This is a genomic window from Limosilactobacillus secundus (assembly GCF_020784695.1).
Classification (GTDB): Bacteria; Bacillota; Bacilli; order Lactobacillales; family Lactobacillaceae; genus Limosilactobacillus; species Limosilactobacillus reuteri_F.
This window is the reverse complement of record NZ_JAJGUA010000027.1, coordinates 11,555-30,642: the sequence shown is the minus strand read 5'-3', so window position 1 is coordinate 30,642 and position 19,088 is coordinate 11,555. Positions and strand designations below refer to the sequence as shown.

The window sequence follows — 19,088 nt, the reverse complement described above, 5'->3', positions numbered from 1 at the left end:
AATCGTTATTTAGTGGCTTATGATAGTACTACTAATACCGAATTAGGTCGTACATCGGTAACCGAAAATGTAGCGCGTCCTGATGTTGCCAAGGCTTATCCGGATGTGGTTAACGCTAAGGATTCCGGTTACCAAGCAACGATGAATAATCTGGACTGGAGTAAGGTTAAGAGTGTTGATGACCAGATTCACATTGTTAGTCGCTATAGTGATGCCGCTAATGGTGAAGGGAATCATGTTGATAATTGGTCGCAACCAATTAATCTTGATAAGGGAAATTATGCTTATCTTGATAATTTTGGTGTTAAAGATAATCAGCTTCAAGTTTCTGGTTGGAATGCGACTAATAAGGCATTAGGGAAAGCTAATCACTATGTGATTTTATATGACCGCACCGCTGGTCATGAAATTACTCGGGTAAAAGTAGAACCTACGGTCCGTCCTGATGTAGCGAAAGCTTACTCCCAAGTGATTAATGCCAAAGATTCTGGTTTTAATACAGCCTTTTCACTGGCTGGCATTGACTTAAACCATGAACTGCAAATTATCAGTCGCTATAGCGATGCTGCTAATGGTGAAGGAAACTATGTTAGTTACTGGTATGCCCCTAAGAAGTTTGCGCCAGCTAACACTAGTAATCAAGGGAGTCTTGATTCATTTAATCTTAGTAACGGTCAATTAATCGTTAGTGGCTGGCACGCAACGGATTATTCTCAAGTTGAAAATAGTCACTACTTGATCCTATTTGATAATACAAATAAGACGCAAGTTAAGTCTATTAAGGTAACTAATGGTGCCCGTCCCGATGTGGCAAAGGCTTATCCTACAGTAGCAACAGCTGGGCAATCTGGCTTTAATGCTAATTTTGGTACAGTAAATCTTACCCCAGGTCATAGCTATAGTCTTGTTAGTCGTTACTCGACGTTAGATGGTGGTAATGGGGATAATGGTCAAAGTAAGACTACTGATTATTGGTTTAATCCTGTAACGTTGGATCAACAAGCTTCTTATGTTGATAGCTTTACCAAGACTGATAATGGCTACAATGTGAAAGGCTGGATGGTCAGCGATCAATCAATTAACAAGCCTAATGCTTACCTTATTTTATTGAATGATGGTCAAGAAATTGCTAGGACGAAGGTCGAACTAACTGACCGTCCTGATGTAGCTAAAGTTTATCCAAGCATTTACAACTCGCAAAAGAGTGGCTTTAACGGTGAATTTAAGGTGGATCCAGCTAAGGCAAACGGCACCCTTAAAGTAATTATGCGGTTTGCTGGTGATGATGCTAACCAAAATTACAGCGATCAGTATAGTCAAGATTATCCAACGAATGCTGGTAATTTTGATAATATTCACGTAACAGCTAGTCAGGTTAGTTTGAGTGGCTGGCATGCAAGTACGCAAGCGGGTAATAAACCATATGAATGGTTGATCGTTCTTGATAATAATGGTCAAGAACTTTACCGCCAAGAGATTACAGATAAGGACCTTGGACGAAATGATGTTCAAAATGTTTATCCATATATTGAAGGAGCAAATAAGTCAGGCTTTCAAATTGTGATTCCGACTCAAGAAAATATACTCCACAAAGTAGTTAAAATTATTAACCGATTAACGGATGATCCAGCTGGCAATGGTAATTATATTGATATTGTATCTGGACCGGTTTCTCTTCTTTCAGGAGCTCAAACTGAAGGCCGTAAAACGACTACCTACAATGATAATGGACAAATTGTTGCGGTTTATAATGATGCGGAGGTTATTAGTCAACTTCCGGAATTACCAACTGGTTGTGAAATTACAGCAGTAACAATGATGTTACGTTACGCAGGCTATGATGTTAATAAGGTACAGCTTGCTAATATCATGCCACGAAGCAATAATGGAGACTATGGATTTGTAGGTAATCCGTTTAGCCCGAGTGGATGGTGGATTTTCCCAACTGGAATTGCACCAGTAGTTGACCGTTTCGTTGGTCATCATGAAATTATGACAGGTGCATCGATGCAACGTATTCAAGATAAATTAAAGCAAGGACATCTAGTAGTTGCATGGGTTGCAAATGTCAATGGATTTGTAAATCATGCATTGGCATTAACTGGTTATGATGCAAGTCGCTTGTTCTACAATAATCCTTGGACGGGAAGAAAAGAAAGCATGACGTATGGTGAATTTTACCAACACTGGAATGCTGATAAACAACGAGCAATTAGTTATTAAGATTAACTTTAATTAGTGGCGCAAATAATCAAGATGGTTTACAATAAGTGCATAAGATACATGATCCTAAACGGAGGAATTAATTAAATGAAAATTAAACGACTTTTACTAAGCAGTTCTGTATTATTAATGACCACTTTAGGCTTAGCTGGGTGTGCAAGCAGTACAAATAAATCTGCTTCTAGTGACAGTTCGTCTAAAGAGACGACCTCAAAAGTTACTGAGAGTCGCAAAAATTCTGCAAAAGCTAAAGATTCAACTAAATTAAGTAGCAAAAAGAATGCCGCTTCATCTAAAGTTAGTGATGATGATGTAGCCAAGATTGATTCTAATAGTAGTTCAAATACTACTTCTCAAAATGCAAACTCATCTAAGGCAACGAGTTCATCACAATCTTCTGCTACAAGTACGACAAAGTCATCTACTTCTAGTCAACAATCTTCAAGTAATAAGGCTAATCAAAGCAGCGAAATTCAACTTGGCTTAAGTGACGTTGCCGTTTGGACAGACGAAAATGGCGTTACTCATCATGTAGATAGTGATGGAATGGATCGACAAACAACGAGCGGTAGTGATCAAATTACTTATAATGATTGGTCAGGTAGTTTACCAAGCAATGCAAAGGTTGTTCAAGCTCACTAATCTATCAAAAAAGAATGTAATGAAAAAGTTATTAAATTCATTGCATTCTTTTTTATTGTCTAGAATTTTAATTTATATAATTGCATGCTAAAATGAATTGGTTCACAAAAATTATAGGAGATTAACAAATGGAACAGAAAAAACATTTTAAATTATATAAAAGTGGAAAGCAATGGATAACAGCTGCAATTGCAACGGTTGCAGTATCCACTGGAATAATTTTAGGAGGTGTGGCACAAGCTGATACTACAGACTCTGCTGATAATCAGTCAGTTGCTACTCAACCTATTTCTGACCAACAAGAAAACAATAATAATAGTAATAACAATAAACAAACACAAACCTTAAAAACTTTTACTACTGAGTCTGTTGCAGAAATAAATCATCCCCAAGAATCTGTTAGTAATAACGATACCCCTTCTAAAGAACCAGCAACTTTAGAAGCTAACCTTAGTCAAACTCAAAGCTATGATCAAAATGATAATGGTAGTTATGGAAATTTTGATTCTATCGAAGTGAATAATAATCAATTACATGTTACTGGATGGCAAGCTACGAATCAGGCGGCTGCATATGGTAATCAAAACCGATTTTTAATTGTAATTGGTCATAATGATAAAGGTGAGCAGGCCGAACTAGGCCGGACAAAATTGAACAATCAAACTATTGTTCAACGTCCAGATGTTAAAAATGTTCATAATGTCTATAATGCTGAAAATTCTGGCTTTGATGCAAAAATACAATTAGATACTAATAAACTAAATACCTATCGAAATGTAATTCAAATTGTTAGTCGTTATAGCGGGTCTGCTGATGGTAACAGTCAGTTTGTAGATTATGTCTCCGCCCCAGTCATTTTTGATCGCCAAAATTATGCTTGGCTAGATGAAATGGGAGTTGTTAATAATCAACTTCATGTAACAGGATGGAATGCTACTAATAAAGCATTAGGTAAAGATAATCATTATATTATTTTGTTTGATCGGACTCTTGGCCATGAAATTACTCGTAAAAAAGTAAATAATATTTCTCGGATTGATGTTGCGGAAGCGTATCCTCAAGTTATTAATGCTGAGCAATCTGGGTTTACGGCTGATTTTTCTTTAGATAATCTTGACTTAACTCATGAATTGCAAATTATTAGCCGTTACAGTGACGCAGATAACGGAGAAGGAAATTATGTTAGCTATTGGCTTGCACCTCAACGTTTGTTACCACAGGAAGCAGCTAATCAAGGATATATTGATCAATTTAATATAAGCAAAAATGGGAAAGTAACTGTTACAGGGTGGCATGCTAGTGATGTTGCTGCTGTTGAAAATAATCGTTTCTTAATTCTTTTTGATCAAACGGCAGGGCATCAAATTGCTTCAACTAAAATAAGTAATGTTACTCGTCCAGACGTTGCCCAAGCATATCCTAATATTAAAGATGCGTTAGATTCAGGCTTTAATGTAACGTTTGATGTTAATCCAGCAGATATTGTTTTTGGACACCAATATTCTATCGTTAGCCGTTATTCTACAGATCCAAATGGTAATGGAAATGATGGAAAAAGAACAGATTTTTGGTCTCCATCAATTGTTCTTAATCAATCTGCTAATGCTATTGATCAACTTTATTTAACTAATAATGGTATTCATGTTACTGGATGGATGGCTAGTGATGCCTCAGCCACCCAAAATCATCCATATATCTTAGTAATGAATAATGGAAAAGAAATTACGCGTAAAGCCGTTCAACTAAGTACTCGGTCAGATGTTGCTAAAGTTTATCCTTCAATCTTTAATAGTGAGAACAGTGGATTTAACACAACAATTAATTTACCTAAAGAAATTGATCTATCTCAACTTAAAGACGTTCAAATTCTTTTAAGATTTAGTGCGGCCGATGATGGTAATCCTACTGCTACATTACCGGTAACAGATCAATGGAGTAATAAATATGATCTGACTGCTAATCAAGGAAGCTTTGATTATGTTAAGGTTAATGGTAATACAGTTGAAGTCCAGGGGTGGCATGCCAGCAACTTATCATATGGGAAACCGTATCAATATATTATAGTTCTTCAAAATGGAAGAGAAATTGGTCGTTCCATTGTAATGGGTTCAGAAGGTAATTTAGTTCGTCCAGATGTAGAACGTGTATTTCCAGGTATTTTGAATAGTGGACAATCTGGATTCCAAAGTTCAGTAGTGCTAAATACAAACTTAAGAAATACTGCTATTCAATTGATTCATCGTTTTACTGATGATCCGGTAGGAAATGGTAATTACATTGATATTAATTCACCAGTATATGTTGTAAAGGATAGCTATCAAACAAGTGGAAGCTTTAATAGTGATTCTATGCGTGCTAAGCGTGATTTAACCGCTCAGCGAATTGCTCAAAAATTGATGCAACAACAAGGGATTAGTGTTCTCTACGATTGGACTAATCAAAATAATAATTATCAAGAATTAACCATCCATGACATTGCCCAAGAACTTGCTCAAGGTGATGTAAATAATGATAGTAAAGTAATTAATGAAAAGCTTCATAATAATGCTTTGCTTGATGGTAATGTTATTTTAACAGCAATCTATGATTTACCACAAACGATGGATTATAATCAACTTGCTGATAATTTTATCAATAATTTACCGACTAACATGACACTAAACAATAGTGTAGTAGGAGTGGGAGTAGCAAATAATAAATTAGCGATTGTTTTATTTAAACCAGGTGAACAAACACTAACTGAAAAGGTTACTTCTAATTTAATTGGGCAAGTCGCTGAAACATACAAAAATGCTGGTGTAACAGTTGACGTAGAGAACGGACTTCAAACGGGAGCAGAAATCAGCACAATTGATTTAGGCGAAGCGTTTAAGCAAGTAAGCCCGATGTTATTAACTGGTGAAAAGGGAACAGTGATCAGTTATGATACCCTTAAGACGATTTTTGCGGCACTTCCTGGAAATGCAACTGCTCTTGAAGGAAGCAAGAATTACTACAATAATAACGATGCTTACCATTACAAATTCTGGCTTGCTGGCCAAACTGCTGATGATAAACTCAACAATTTCCTAGCACTCAATAAGAATGCTAAATATGGTGATCAATTAAAAGTTGCGTATACTGCTACGCTTGTCTATGGTTCTGAAACTGGTTCGCAGCCAGAAAATGTTAATATGACACCAACGAGTAAAAAAACTGCTGACGAGGTTGCATTAGCTTATCAAAATGGAACAGAGACTGGTGCACGCTATGAAACAGTTAAAGTGGATCCAATCCCAAACATGAAACAAGATACGATTCGTGGAGTAGACGTTTCAAGCTACGTAGCTTTAGTTAAAAATGGGGTTCAATTCTATGACTTTGATGGACAACCAGCTGACTTAATAAAGGTCCTTGCTGATGCGGGTGTTAACTACATTCGTATCCGGATGTGGGTTGACCCATATAATGCTGCTGGGGAATCGTATGGTGGTGGAATTGATGATGAAGCAACTGTTTTACAGATTGCAGAAAATGCTAAAAAGTATGGAATGAAGGTACTTTTAGGATTACATTATTCTGATTTCTGGGCCGATCCCGCTACACAATTAGTTCCAAAGCAATGGAAAAACCTTGATGATAAAGATCTTAATGATGAAATATACCTCTATACTAAGAAATTAGTAAATGATTTTACAAAGGCTGGGGTTAATATTGACATGGCTCAACTTGGTAATGAAATTACAAAGGGAATTCTCGGTGTTCGCAATGAAGCCGAAGATGTCAATGTTTGGCAAACAGAACCACAAGTTAGTCGGATGACAAGTTACATTAGTTCTGCTTCTCGGGCATTCCGAGAAAGCAGTCCAGATACTCAATTAGCAATTCATATTGAGACACCGGATATGCACAATTATGATATGATCATGAATGCCTTGCAAACACATAATGTTGATTATGATGTTCTTGGGTCTTCTTACTATCCATTTTGGGGATGGGGTGGCAATAATCCTGATAATATTGCTAATGTAGAGAAAATGGTTAAAGACAAGTATGGCAAAAAGTTTATGATTGCGGAAAGCGGTTGGCCATTTACCTTGCAAAATGCTGATGGAACTCCTAATAATGTTAGCTGGGATCCTGGTCATTATGCTGTAAGTCCTCAAGGTCAAGTTGATGAAATTGGCGCAATGTATAAAGCGATTTTAAGCAACGATAATGGTCTAGGAGCATTTTACTGGGAACCAGCTTGGATTCCGGTAAAAGCTGGTTGGAATAACTGGGAATATAATAAGCTGATGGGGGATGTCCAAGGCACTGGCTGGGCATCAATTAATGCGCGTGGCTATTACCCTGATTCAAAGATCATGTATGAAGGAAAACCAGCTTCAGGTGGAACTTCTTGGGATAATAATACTCTCTTTGATGATCATGGTTACCCACTTCAATCATTAATGATGTATAAAGGATTTTTAAATGGTTATGTTTCTCCTGCAAATGTTACAAGTTCCCTCAACGCTAAGATTAACGCCGTGTATAAAGCAGATGGGGTTAATTTAACAAATCCATTAAAGATTGGCGACGCTTTAGATTTAAATAATGTGTTGAATAAAGAAGGCCAACAGTTATTAAATGGGACTCAGAATACTAGTGTTAGTGAATCATCCTTAAAGGCTATTTTCAATGATCTTCAAGATGGCTTTAAGAGTGAGAATTATGTTGATGAAGCTGGTAATAAGTATCATTATGAATTTTGGTTAGATGGTAACAATACTGCGGAAAAACTTAGTAATTTTCTTAAAGCTAATCAAAATGCTAAATATGGTGTTCCATTAACAGTTAATTATAGTGCGACGCTTGTTGCTGACAGGCAGGTTGAAACAGCCACATCCCCAGTAAATGCAACTGTTTCTGAAGTATGGGGAATTGATGGAGTATCGATTGATCATCCACTTAAAACAGGCGATTCATTACCAGCAGAGGATTTAGCGACTCTTCAGAAAACCGTTGCTGCTGCTCTAACTGGTGAGAAAGGCACAGTAATAAACGCACAGTCATTTAATAATCTCGCAAAAGTACTTCCAGGAACATATGGGACAACTGGGGCGCTTTCTGGACAAAAAATCTACACATTAAAGGATGGTAATCAATATCATTATGAATATTGGTTAACGACTGCCAGTTTACAAGCTGCTAACCAAGGCGCTAAATATGGGGATCCAATTAATCTTACGTATTCAGCCTCATTAAAATGGATTGATCCATCAAATAAATAATTGATTAGAGAAAAAGTGGTTCAAAGAAAAAATCTTAGAACTGCTTTTTTATTACAGAAGTTTTACTAAAAGATTACAAAAATACTTAAATAGTCTTAAATTATGATAAATATTTCAAAGCTTCACAAACACTGTAGTAATGTAGTATTATACAAAAGTATGTAAAAGTTATGATATGGAGAGAACAATGAAAAAATATGATTATCTAGTAGTAGGCGCAGGCCTTTTTGGGGCGACTTTTGCCTATGAAGCTGCTAAACGTGGTAAGCGCGTAAAGGTGATTGAAAAACGAGGCCACATCGCTGGTAACATCTACACTAAGGAAGTAGATGGCATTCAGGTTCATCAATATGGGGCCCATATTTTCCATACATCTAATAAGGAAGTGTGGGATTATGTAAACCAGTTTGCAGAATTTAACCGATATACAAATAGTCCAGTGGCTAACTACAAGGGCGAAATGTACAACCTTCCATTTAATATGAATACTTTTAGCCAGATGTGGGGTGTACGGACACCAGCAGAAGCAATGGCAAAGATCAATGAACAACGCCAAGAGATGGCAGGTAAAGAGCCACAGAATTTGGAAGAACAAGCTATTTCTTTAATTGGTCGCGATATCTATGAAAAGCTCATCAAAGGTTACACTGAAAAACAATGGGGACAAAAGGCAACTGAATTGCCAGCCTTTATTATTCGGCGTCTGCCAGTCCGATTAGTTTACGATAACAACTACTTTAATGACACCTATCAAGGAATTCCGGTTGGTGGTTACACCCAGATTGTTGAAAAAATGTTAAACAGTGATTTGATTGATGTTGAAACTGGAGTCGACTTCTTTGATAAGAAGGATGAATACCTTAAAGATTATCCAAAGATTGTCTTTACCGGGATGATTGACCAATTCTTTGATTACCAGTTAGGTGAATTGCAATATCGTAGTCTTCGTTTTGAAACTGAAGAAAAGAACGTAGGTAACTATCAAGGTAACGCAGTAATTAATTATACTGATGCAGAAACACCATATACCCGAATCATTGAACATAAGCACTTTGAATTCGGTAAAGGTGATAAGGATAAGACAGTGATTACTCGTGAATATCCAGCTGATTGGCATCGTGGCGATGAGCCATACTACCCAATTAATAATCAACGGAATAATGAACTTTATAAGCAATATGCAAAGTTAGCGAGTGAACAGGCCAATAATGTGATTTTTGGTGGTCGTTTAGGTCAATATCGTTACTATAATATGGATCAAGTATTACACGCAGCATTGACAGCTGTTAACAAGGAGTTTGATTAGTAGCCATGAAGGTTATTAAGAATTATTTGTATAATGTTGTCTATCAAGTTTTAGTGTTATTAGTACCCCTAATCACTGTTCCTTATATATCTCGGGTATTGGGGCCTGATCTTGTTGGTATCAATTCTTATACAAATAGCTGGATGATCTTTTTTATGCTTGTAGGGCAGATGGGAATTGCACTTTATGGTAATCGTGAAGTGGCCTATCATCGCGATAATGTAGTAGATCGTTCAAAAATCTTTTGGGGAATTGAGATGCTTCAAGGAATTACGATTTTACTAGCATTAATAGCTTATCTTGCAGCCGTACTCCTATTTAGTACTACTTTTAAACGTTATTTTTTACTTCAATCTTTTTGGATTATTGCAGCTGGACTGGATGTTTCTTGGTATTTTATGGGAATGGAAAACTTCCAGCGGATTGTTTTTCGAAATATGTTAGTAAAATTGGCTTCAGTCGCCTTAATTTTTCTTCTAGTAAAAAATCAAGGCGATTTGGGCAAATATATTGCTTTACTTGGATTATCAAATCTTGTTGGTAATTTAACTCTATGGCCATATTTAAAGGATGAAATTAAATGGGTTCCAATTAGCACATGGCATCCGTTTAAACATTTTTATCCTGCACTATTACTTTTTATTCCAACAATTACTACTCAAGTATACTTAGTTGTTAACCGACTTATGCTTGGGCGTATGTCAACGCAAAATCAACTAGGGCAATTTCAGAACACTGACCAAATTATTAAGGTTGTTTTAGCAGTTGCAACTGCTTCTGGACAAGTAATGTTGCCACATATTGCCAATAAATTTTCTAAGGGTGATGTTAAAGGAATTCGTGATAGCCTTTATAATTCTTTTGATTTTATTACGGCTATTGCAGTTCCAATGTCATTTGGTATCATGGCAATTGCTAAGCCGTTTGCTCCATGGTTTTTAGGACGTCAATATGATGCAGCTGGAACTTTAATGATGTTTGAAGCGCCAGTTATCTTATTTATTGCTTGGAGTAATGTTACAGGAACGCAATATTTAATGCCGATTAATCGCACGAAAGAATATACGGTTTCAGTTACATTAGGGGCTGTTGTTAATATTATTGCAAACCTTTTCCTAATTGCGTTATGGGGAGCCAAGGGGGCAACAATTGCTACAGATATTTCAGAATTAACAGTAACGGCAGTGCAGCTTTATTATATTAAGAATACAATTAGCAGAAGAAAACTTTTTGGAAACGTGTGGAAATACATTCTTAGTGGTGCAATAATGTTTATTGTTGTTTATCGCTTAGCACTAATAATTAATATGACTGTAGTGAATTTAATTGTTGAAGTAATAGTTGGTATAATTGTTTATTTACTTGGAATTATTTTACTAAAGGCTCCAATTGTTAATCAGGCAATTAAACTAATTCAAAATCGACGTTTAGAAAAAAGATAGAATTAAAGTATATCTTCTAACCTATTATATAGTGAAAGGAAAAAGGAATTATGCAATATTTAATTTCTGCTATTGACCCTATTAAAAACTCTGGTGGAAATAAGGCAAAAAAAGATATAGATTTTTTTGCATCTCAATTGAATGATACTGGAGTAATTCATGTCAAAATATATTATACGAGGCTTCAAAGATATCTTTTAACGCGTTTAAGTATAATAAGATTAGTTAAAACACATCCAGCTGATCGTTATATTTTACAATTTCCGATATCTACTCCTTATGTTTTAAGACAATTCATTGAAGTGATTCATAAATATACTAATGCAAAAATTGATCTTTTTATTCATGATCTTCCTGCCTTACAATTGTCAATGGAGGATAAGGAAAGAGAATTAGTATTGTTTAATCAAGTAGATAATCTAATTGTCCATAATCAAGCAATGAAAAAGTGGTTGACAGATAATGATGTTAAAACCAATATGATTGAACTGGGTTTATTTGATTATGATAATGAACAGCCAATGCAAAAGAAACAAGAATATGACCCAGCTAATTTTACAATTTGTTTTCCGGGAAATTTAGCTAAATCAACTTTTTTAACTAAAGTGAATTTAAGCTACCGGCTTAATATTTACGGTCCCAATAAATTGGATTCCTATCCAGAAGGTATAAGATATTGTGGACAATACACCCCAGAAGAACTACCCAAGCATTTAACTGAGGATTTTGGGCTTATTTGGGATGGAAATAGTATTGAAACTTGTAGTGGTACATTCGGGGAATATTTAAAATATAATAATCCTCACAAGACATCGCTCTACCTTAGCACAGGTATTCCTGTTATTATTTGGGATCAAGCAGCATTGGCACCGTTAATTAAGGAAAATGGAGCAGGTATTTGTATAAGCAGTTTAACCGAACTAGATAATGTGCTTTTATCTCTTACGAATGAACAATATCAATTAATGAAGAGAAACGCAGAAAAATTAGGGAAGAAACTTCGAGAGGGCTACTATACAAAGCATGCTTTAACTAAGCTAAACATGAACGAGTAGGAGATTTTAAACAAGATGATTACCTTTTCGAGGGATAAACTCAGATGGTTCAATAATAAGACTATTAGTGGTGAACAACTTTTTTTTGCAGCCTTTGCTTTAAGTCTAATTGCTTCATTTGTATTTAATACAACGTTTATGGATTATCTAAATGTCAATTATGTCAATTTAGTTAATTATCTTGCCTTTGCTTTGCTAATAGTAAAGATTTATATTTTTGATAATTTTAAATGGTATGAATATATTGGCATAACTGTCATTTTAGGACTTGCATTTTTATCATGGCGAAGGACTCAACTCAGTAACGTGATGATAATGTTTAGCTTTATTTTTGCTGCGAGAGGAATTAGTTTTAATAAAATAGTTCGGCAATATTTTAATATTAATTTGATGTTGATGTTACTTACGATGTTGTATTCTTTAGCAGGAATAATAAAAAATTTAGCATTTTTTAGGGGAACAACTTTTAGATATAGTTTAGGAACTGATTATCCAACTGATTTTTCAGCTCATATTTTTTATTTATGTTTAGCTTATTGTTATTTAAACTATAAAAAAATGGGGTGGCTTCAATGGCTTGGAATATTAGTAATAGACTATTTAACATATTTAGTAACTGATACGCGTGTTGATGCCTTATTAATGATCTTAATGGTCCTAGTAATGTTAAGTGTTAGTCGTAAACTTAATACCAAACTAAAGAAGTTTATTGCATCATCATATTGGTACTTAAGCATCGTCTTACCTTATAGCTATGTATTAATAACTTATTACTTTACATTTTCTAATCCAGTAATGGTAAAACTGGATCAAGCTTTATCTGGAAGGTTAGCTTTAGGAAAAGAAGGGTTTGATAAATACGGTATTACATTGCTTGGAAAACGAGTTATAGAACGAGGGTGGGGTGGAAGCGACGGCTTGCACATGATGAAAAATAACCCTGGTAAATACTTTTTTATCGATTCTTCTTTTGTAAGATTATTAGTAATTAATGGCCTTATTCTTGGTATAATTGCTCTTTTAATTTTAGTAGGTATTTCACTTAGAGAAACGGTCAAACATGAGTACTTGTTACCGGCTATTTTATTTTTAGTTGTTTCGAGTAGTTTGATTGACCAGCATATGTTGGAAATTACGTATAATCCCTTTATGCTGGCACTCTTATCATGTGTTCCACAAACAATCAGCGGAGGTTTAAAAAATGGCAAAGTCAAAGAAAATAACGATTGGTAACTTTAATCAAATAATTATTAGAAATATAGTAATTATTTTAGTATTAACGTTAATTGGTGCTCTAAGTGCTGGCTTATATGCAAGACACAAACGAATAACCTTTTTTACCGCAGAATCGAGTGTAATCTTAAATATTAAGGTTACGCAAACTGACTATAAAAATGCAGCGATGATGGCTGAAAAAGGAATGATGCATTCATATGAAGAAATCCTTAATAATCAAGAAACGATGAAAAAAGCAGAAAAATATCTACCAGCTAACTTACGCAAAAACTATTCAGATGGACAACTAGCCTCGGCAGTTAGTATTAATTCAGCACCAGATTCATTGGTCCTTAAGATTACAGCACGAACTACTCAGGAAAATGATTCGGTAAAAATTGCCAATGCAGTTGCTGAAGCCGCACAAACTCAACTTCCTAAATATAGTCCAAATAATAGTAATGTAAGAATTTTAACAAGAGCTACACGAGATAACGTGAGTGCTAAGACTACTCCTTCCGTTAAAAAGTATGTTGTGCTTGGAGCTGCTTTAGGGCTTTTAGTTGGGATGATTCTTTCATTTAGTATTACTACTTGGAAAAGTATTTAAGGATTGAGGAGAAAAGTATGTCAAATGAGAATGTTGCAATATTGATGTCGACTTACAATGGTGAGAAATATTTAGAAGAACAAGTAAAATCAATTATTTCCCAAGATTATACTGATTGGCATCTTTACATACGAGATGATGGCTCCACCGATAGTACAGTTAACCTAATTAAGAAAATTGCCAGAGACAACGAAAAAATTACATTTTTAAATGAAAATAAACCGAAAAATTTAGGAGTTACTGGCTCGTTTATGGATTTATTGGCGAATACTAAAGCTCAGTATTATATGTTTTCTGATCAAGATGATTATTGGATGGAAGATAAAATATCAGCAACATTAAGGAAAATGCAAGCCTCTGAAATTGACCATATGCCTATTTGTGTTCATTCGAACTTAACAGTAGTAGATACAAATCTTCATGGGGATTCACTAATGAACTCCTCGGAAGAACATTGGTCAGATTTTAAATCAATGCTTTTTGCAAATTGCGTAACAGGATGCACAATGATGATTAATCAAGAGCTTAAAAATTTACTCGATTTTGATAAAGTGAAGAGTAATAAACTATATGTGCATGATTGGTGGATCGCTCTAGTAGCAGCTGCGTTTGGTAAAGTTGTCTATCTAGATCGTTCCACGATTCTTTATCGGCAACATCAAGGTAATGTAATCGGTAGTAATAAGAAGACCACACTTTTTAATAAGAATGAGCCCTTTAATGGTCGAGTAATTCGGATGGTAAAAATTACTAGCGATTTTTGGCAAGCTTACGGAAGTAAATTAACAGGGCAGAATAAGAATTATGTTAAAAATTATGCAAGTCTAGTTCAACATCGGAATCCATTATGGAATTTAAGGATTGTACTAAAATATCCACCAGCAAGGGCAACAACTACTGGGAATCTTGTTTTCGGTGGTATCGTTGTTCGAGACTATCAAAAGTTAAGTAGACTTGGCTAGTTTAATAAAGTTATAGGGAGCAATCATGAGCAAAGACAGTCCACTTTTTTCAATTATCACAATTGTTAATAAAGAAAAAGTTTATGAAGATTTCAAAAAAAGTTTAGAAAGTCAAAAAGAAGTTAACTATGAGTTAGTGAAGATTGATAATACTCATAATCAGTTTTTTTCAGCTCGTGAAGCATATAATGATGCTATAAAGAAAGCGCATGGAGATTATCTCGTGTTTTCTCATCCAGATATGCGATTCCTTGATCAATATGCATTGCGTGACTTTTTGAATCAAGTTATTCAAATTCGGGACCTTGGAATAGCTGGTGTTTCGGGATGTCTATTTGAACTTCATCATCATAAATCAACACTAGTGACAAGTATTGTTCACGGTGATCCGGCACACCATTTTGGCCAATTAATTCAAGAAACGACTAAGGCACAGACGGTGGATGAATGTCTTTTTGTGATGACTAAGGATTTTTATAAGCAGCATCCATTTTCAGATATCAAAGGATGGCATATGTATGCTGTTGAGCAGTGCTTAATGGCTTTGCTGGATCATAAAATGAATTATGTTATTCCTGCTAGAATGTGGCATTATTCAACTGGATTTTCAGAAAATTGGCAATATATTCAAACTGGTCGGGAAATTGTTCGTCGCTATGGGAAACAATTTTCTTCTATTAACACCACAATTACAACGTGGAATACAAAGAGTAAAATTAACTTGTTGGTCGTACCACCAGTTAAGCTTTTAAAACACAAAATTTGGCGTAAATTCAATTTGGCTAAATAACTAAGGGTGGTTAACTATGGATAAAAAAGTAACAGCAGTGGTAGTAACTTATAATCGTAAAACATTGCTGAAAGAATGTATTGAATCGCTACTGGCTCAGACATATAAAAACTTAGACATTTTAGTGATTGATAATGCAAGTACGGACGGTACAGAGGATTTTGTAAAAAAAATCGATAATCCACGTGTCTCCTATGTTAATACCGGAGAAAATCTTGGTGGTGCTGGTGGTTTTCAATTTGGGGTAAAAGCAAGTGCTAAATTGAAACCAGATTATTTATGGTTGATGGATGACGATTCAATTCCAACACCTAATGCTTTGGAAAAATTAATAGAAGTAGCTGAAAACATCGGAGAATTCGGCTTTTTAGCCAGTAAAGTGTTATGGAAAGATAAGTCTATGTGTAATATGAATGTTCCTAAGGTAACTTTGAATCGTAAATTACAAGATTATGATGGCAATCCTAAAAAGATTATTATGGGAACGTTCGTATCATTTTTCGTGCCGATGAAGGTTGTCAAAGAAGTTGGATTACCAATTAAAGAATTCTTCATTTGGGCTGATGATTTTGAGTATTCACGCAGAATTTCACGAAAATATCCAGCTTACTTTGTGCCAGAAAGTGTAGTTATTCATAAATGTAAGTCAAATAATGGGAGCAATATTGTTAATGACTCTCCTGATAGATTTAAACGGTATGAATTTGCTTATCGTAATGAAGTCTACGTTTATCGTAGAGAAGGGATTGCTGGCTGGGTTCATCTAGGCTTAAAAACTATATTGCATTTAACTAAGGTTATTATAAAATCAAAAGATAATAAAAAGAGGAGAATTCAAATTATCTGGAATGCTACAAAAGAGGGGCTTTCTTTTAAACCGACAATTGAGCATTTAAGAACTGATGATGGGGAAAATTAGCTTTTATAAAGTTCAGATAAGATGAAGTAGGCGAAAATGACTAAAAGTAAAAAATATTATTTTATGTATCTGAATGCAATAGCATCTTCGTTTGCTGTTGTTGTTGCACACACTATTACTAATCCAGCACAATTGGGAATTACAAAAATTGGACCAACGTTTTATGTAATTCTTTGTATTGTATTAGGGATAGCTTTTTCTTTTGGGGTTCCGATCTTCTTTATGCAATCGGGAGCCAATATTCTAAATTACCGTGAACGATATGACACAAAGACTTTTTTTATAAAAAGAATTCACAAGGTTGTCATTCCATTTATAATTTGGAGCATATTCGGCTTCTTTTTCATTTATGGGAAAAGTGGTTTTTCTCTCACTTTGAAGTCTTTTATTACTACATTCCTTTCTGGAAGCATCGTAGGACCTTATTGGTTTTTCTATAATATAATTGGCTTTTATTTATGTGTGCCGTTTATTTCTTTGATTATTAAATATGCGAGCCGAAATATTATAAAATACACAATTTTGGTATTACTAGTAGTGAACACTGGTATCCCAATTATTAATATTCTTACAAAGAGTCAAAGCTTATTTAGTACTTCTTTTCCATTTATTGGTCCCTATGCTCAATATTTTATAGCTGGCTGGTATTTTGCGCATAATGATATTTCAAGAAGAACACACAAACAAATCTATATTCTTGGAATAACTATGTTATTTTTTGAAATAATTGCGACAATTTATTTTTCGTTTTATGTAAAACAGCTTCCGGGCTTAAATTATCCAGGAGGGATTGTCAAAACATTCTTCGATATTGCAATGCTTCCTTCGTTTTGTGTAATGTGTGCCTTATTTTTAATTTTTAAACAAACTGAGCCCAAGTTGCAAAAATCTGATAGTTTTAGGAAATATCTTGCTCAAGGAGCTGGGCTAACATTTGGTATCTATCTTCTTCATCCATTCATAATTACTTGGTTGTTAGTGCCATTTAATAATTATTTAACTACGTTACCACTACTTATTAAGATGGTTATTGATCCTATTTTTGTGTATTTGTTAAGTGGGGTTATCACATTTCTGATTCGTAAAATGAAGTATTTAAGATGGTTGATGCCATAATGTAATGGGAGGAGAAGAATAATGAGGAAAAAATCCGTATTCATAATTAATCTACTATTATTTATTTTTATTCTAATATATTTTACCCAAATTTCACCGCTTGTACCTTTTGATGGTGATGATTGGAGATACATAGGTGGTATTCGACCTCCTTTTCCATTATGGGGAGTTTGGAATCCAACTAGAGTATTGCCAGAAACTTTAATGGGGGTTGGGGGCTATATTGCTTCTTTCGTTATATATCCATTTACTCATGACTATATTAATTCTTTAACATTTGTAGAAGCAGTAATCTTTTCTGTATTTATAATGGGAGCTTGCATTGCATATTACCGGCTACTTGTAAAAAGATTACATTTTAATAGATTCTCTGCCATTGCAAGTGAATTATTATTCTTTATATCTTTTTTTCTACTTTTCAAACATTTAAATCAACCAAGTTACAGTGGCTTTTGGACTGTCGATTTGTCATGTGTGTTTTTTTATTTAATTCCAGGTTTATTAAATGCTTCAGTAATGATGTATATGGAAGGTACTAGTGATTTTTCGAAAACTTACAAGGCAATGAGTAACTTGGGTAAAGGAATCTTTATCCTCACCTTATATTTCACTTTATTTTCTAATACACAGTTAACAATAATTATTGCGACTTATAGTTTTTTTAAGATAATTCAAGTTTTTCTTGAGAATCAAAGGAAAATTGATATTTCTTATTTTAAAGCTGTGTTCGTATATTTATTAATCTTATTTATTTGGCTTTGTTCAGTAATTTTTGATTTGAACGGACAACGCGCTAAAGCTGTCCAAGGCCAGAATAATACCTCATTATTTATTGCAATGCATGACACTTTAGAGCAATCTAAAGTGCTTTTTCAAGCTTTTAACGTCAAAATTCTTGTTGCTTTTATATGTGTTAGTGTTCTAGCAATTATTGCCGGCACAAAAACGAGTAAAGGCATTGCGAGAAAAAGTTTCATGAATCTGTGGATAATTAGTACTTTGTGTTTAATTAGCTCGTTTATGTATTTATTTATTGCATATACTAAGGCAGGTAGTATGTACGCATCAAGGCCTGATGCAATGTGGCCAATAATTTTCTTCTTGTTATTTATATCTAATCTTAGCTTTGCGTTTTTAATTACAGTTATTGATAGTATACAGCCACTACTCCCATTAGTAATTGTTTTGGCCTCGTTGGTTGCATTTAATTTAAATTATCGGCAAGTGCAGCCTACCAATGCTCCTTATTCGGCCGTTACAGCCAAACGTGTAGATAATTATATTATTAAGCAGATTAAACATGCTGATGAAAAAGGCGAATCAGAAGTTATAGTGAAAGTTCCAGTAGATCAAAAAAATTATTCGTCCAAAGTTACAACTTCTAATTGGCCTCATTCCTATGACATGGCAGTATGGTTACAAAACACTTTGTATTCTCATGGTATCATCCGTACAAGGATGCATATTGTGTTTAAGCCAGATAAAGCAGTAAATGCTAGATTTTATGAAAATAAAAATGAGCAATCATTTGCACCATTAGAATAGGATAATTA

General features: G+C 34.5%; 13 protein-coding genes. All 13 read left to right on the top strand.

The window, feature by feature from the left end; translation table 11 throughout:
- Window positions 1-2,223, top strand: a 2,223-nt coding sequence (locus LMB57_RS03425) for a C39 family peptidase (protein WP_229278051.1), incomplete at its 5' end; no start/stop codon positions are given.
- 87 nt (window positions 2,224-2,310) lie between these two features.
- Window positions 2,311-2,865, top strand: coding sequence for a CDP-diacylglycerol diphosphatase (locus tag LMB57_RS03420; protein ID WP_229272555.1), 555 nt, complete (start codon window positions 2,311-2,313; stop codon window positions 2,863-2,865).
- A 128-nt stretch (window positions 2,866-2,993) separates the two neighbouring features.
- Window positions 2,994-8,120, top strand: a complete 5,127-nt coding sequence (locus LMB57_RS03415) for a glycosyl hydrolase 53 family protein (protein WP_229272554.1) — start codon at window positions 2,994-2,996, stop codon at window positions 8,118-8,120.
- A gap of 187 nt (window positions 8,121-8,307) precedes the next feature.
- Entirely contained in the window at window positions 8,308-9,426 is a 1,119-nt protein-coding gene (gene glf, locus LMB57_RS03410) for a UDP-galactopyranose mutase (protein ID WP_229272553.1), read from the top strand.
- A gap of 5 nt (window positions 9,427-9,431) precedes the next feature.
- Complete coding sequence (locus LMB57_RS03405) at window positions 9,432-10,868, top strand: oligosaccharide flippase family protein (RefSeq protein ID WP_229272552.1); 1,437 nt, start codon at window positions 9,432-9,434, stop codon at window positions 10,866-10,868.
- Between the two features lie 50 nt (window positions 10,869-10,918).
- Complete coding sequence (locus tag LMB57_RS03400; RefSeq protein WP_229272551.1) at window positions 10,919-11,923, top strand: glycosyltransferase; 1,005 nt, start codon at window positions 10,919-10,921, stop codon at window positions 11,921-11,923.
- Between the two features lie 15 nt (window positions 11,924-11,938).
- Window positions 11,939-13,156: a hypothetical protein gene (locus LMB57_RS03395; RefSeq protein ID WP_042746545.1), complete on the top strand. Its 1,218-nt coding sequence runs from the start codon at window positions 11,939-11,941 to the stop codon at window positions 13,154-13,156.
- Window positions 13,125-13,748, top strand: coding sequence for a YveK family protein (locus LMB57_RS03390; RefSeq protein ID WP_079376137.1), 624 nt, complete (start codon window positions 13,125-13,127; stop codon window positions 13,746-13,748). The genes LMB57_RS03395 and LMB57_RS03390 overlap by 32 nt, the downstream gene beginning before the upstream one ends.
- A gap of 44 nt (window positions 13,749-13,792) precedes the next feature.
- Window positions 13,793-14,710, top strand: a complete 918-nt coding sequence (locus tag LMB57_RS03385; RefSeq protein WP_229278050.1) for a glycosyltransferase family 2 protein — start codon at window positions 13,793-13,795, stop codon at window positions 14,708-14,710.
- 25 nt (window positions 14,711-14,735) lie between these two features.
- The gene (locus LMB57_RS03380) at window positions 14,736-15,500 is read left to right on the top strand and encodes a glycosyltransferase (RefSeq protein WP_229272550.1); all 765 of its coding nucleotides are present in this window, start codon (window positions 14,736-14,738) and stop codon (window positions 15,498-15,500) included.
- Window positions 15,501-15,516: 16 nt separating this feature from the next.
- Complete coding sequence (locus tag LMB57_RS03375) at window positions 15,517-16,419, top strand: glycosyltransferase family 2 protein (RefSeq protein ID WP_229272549.1); 903 nt, start codon at window positions 15,517-15,519, stop codon at window positions 16,417-16,419.
- Between the two features lie 63 nt (window positions 16,420-16,482).
- Entirely contained in the window at window positions 16,483-17,535 is a 1,053-nt protein-coding gene (locus LMB57_RS03370; RefSeq protein ID WP_229278049.1) for an acyltransferase, read from the top strand.
- Window positions 17,536-17,556: 21 nt separating this feature from the next.
- Window positions 17,557-19,080 (top strand): hypothetical protein, encoded by a 1,524-nt coding sequence (locus LMB57_RS03365; protein ID WP_229272547.1) that lies wholly within the window; start codon window positions 17,557-17,559, stop codon window positions 19,078-19,080.
- The last annotated feature ends 8 nt before the right edge of the window (window positions 19,081-19,088 follow it).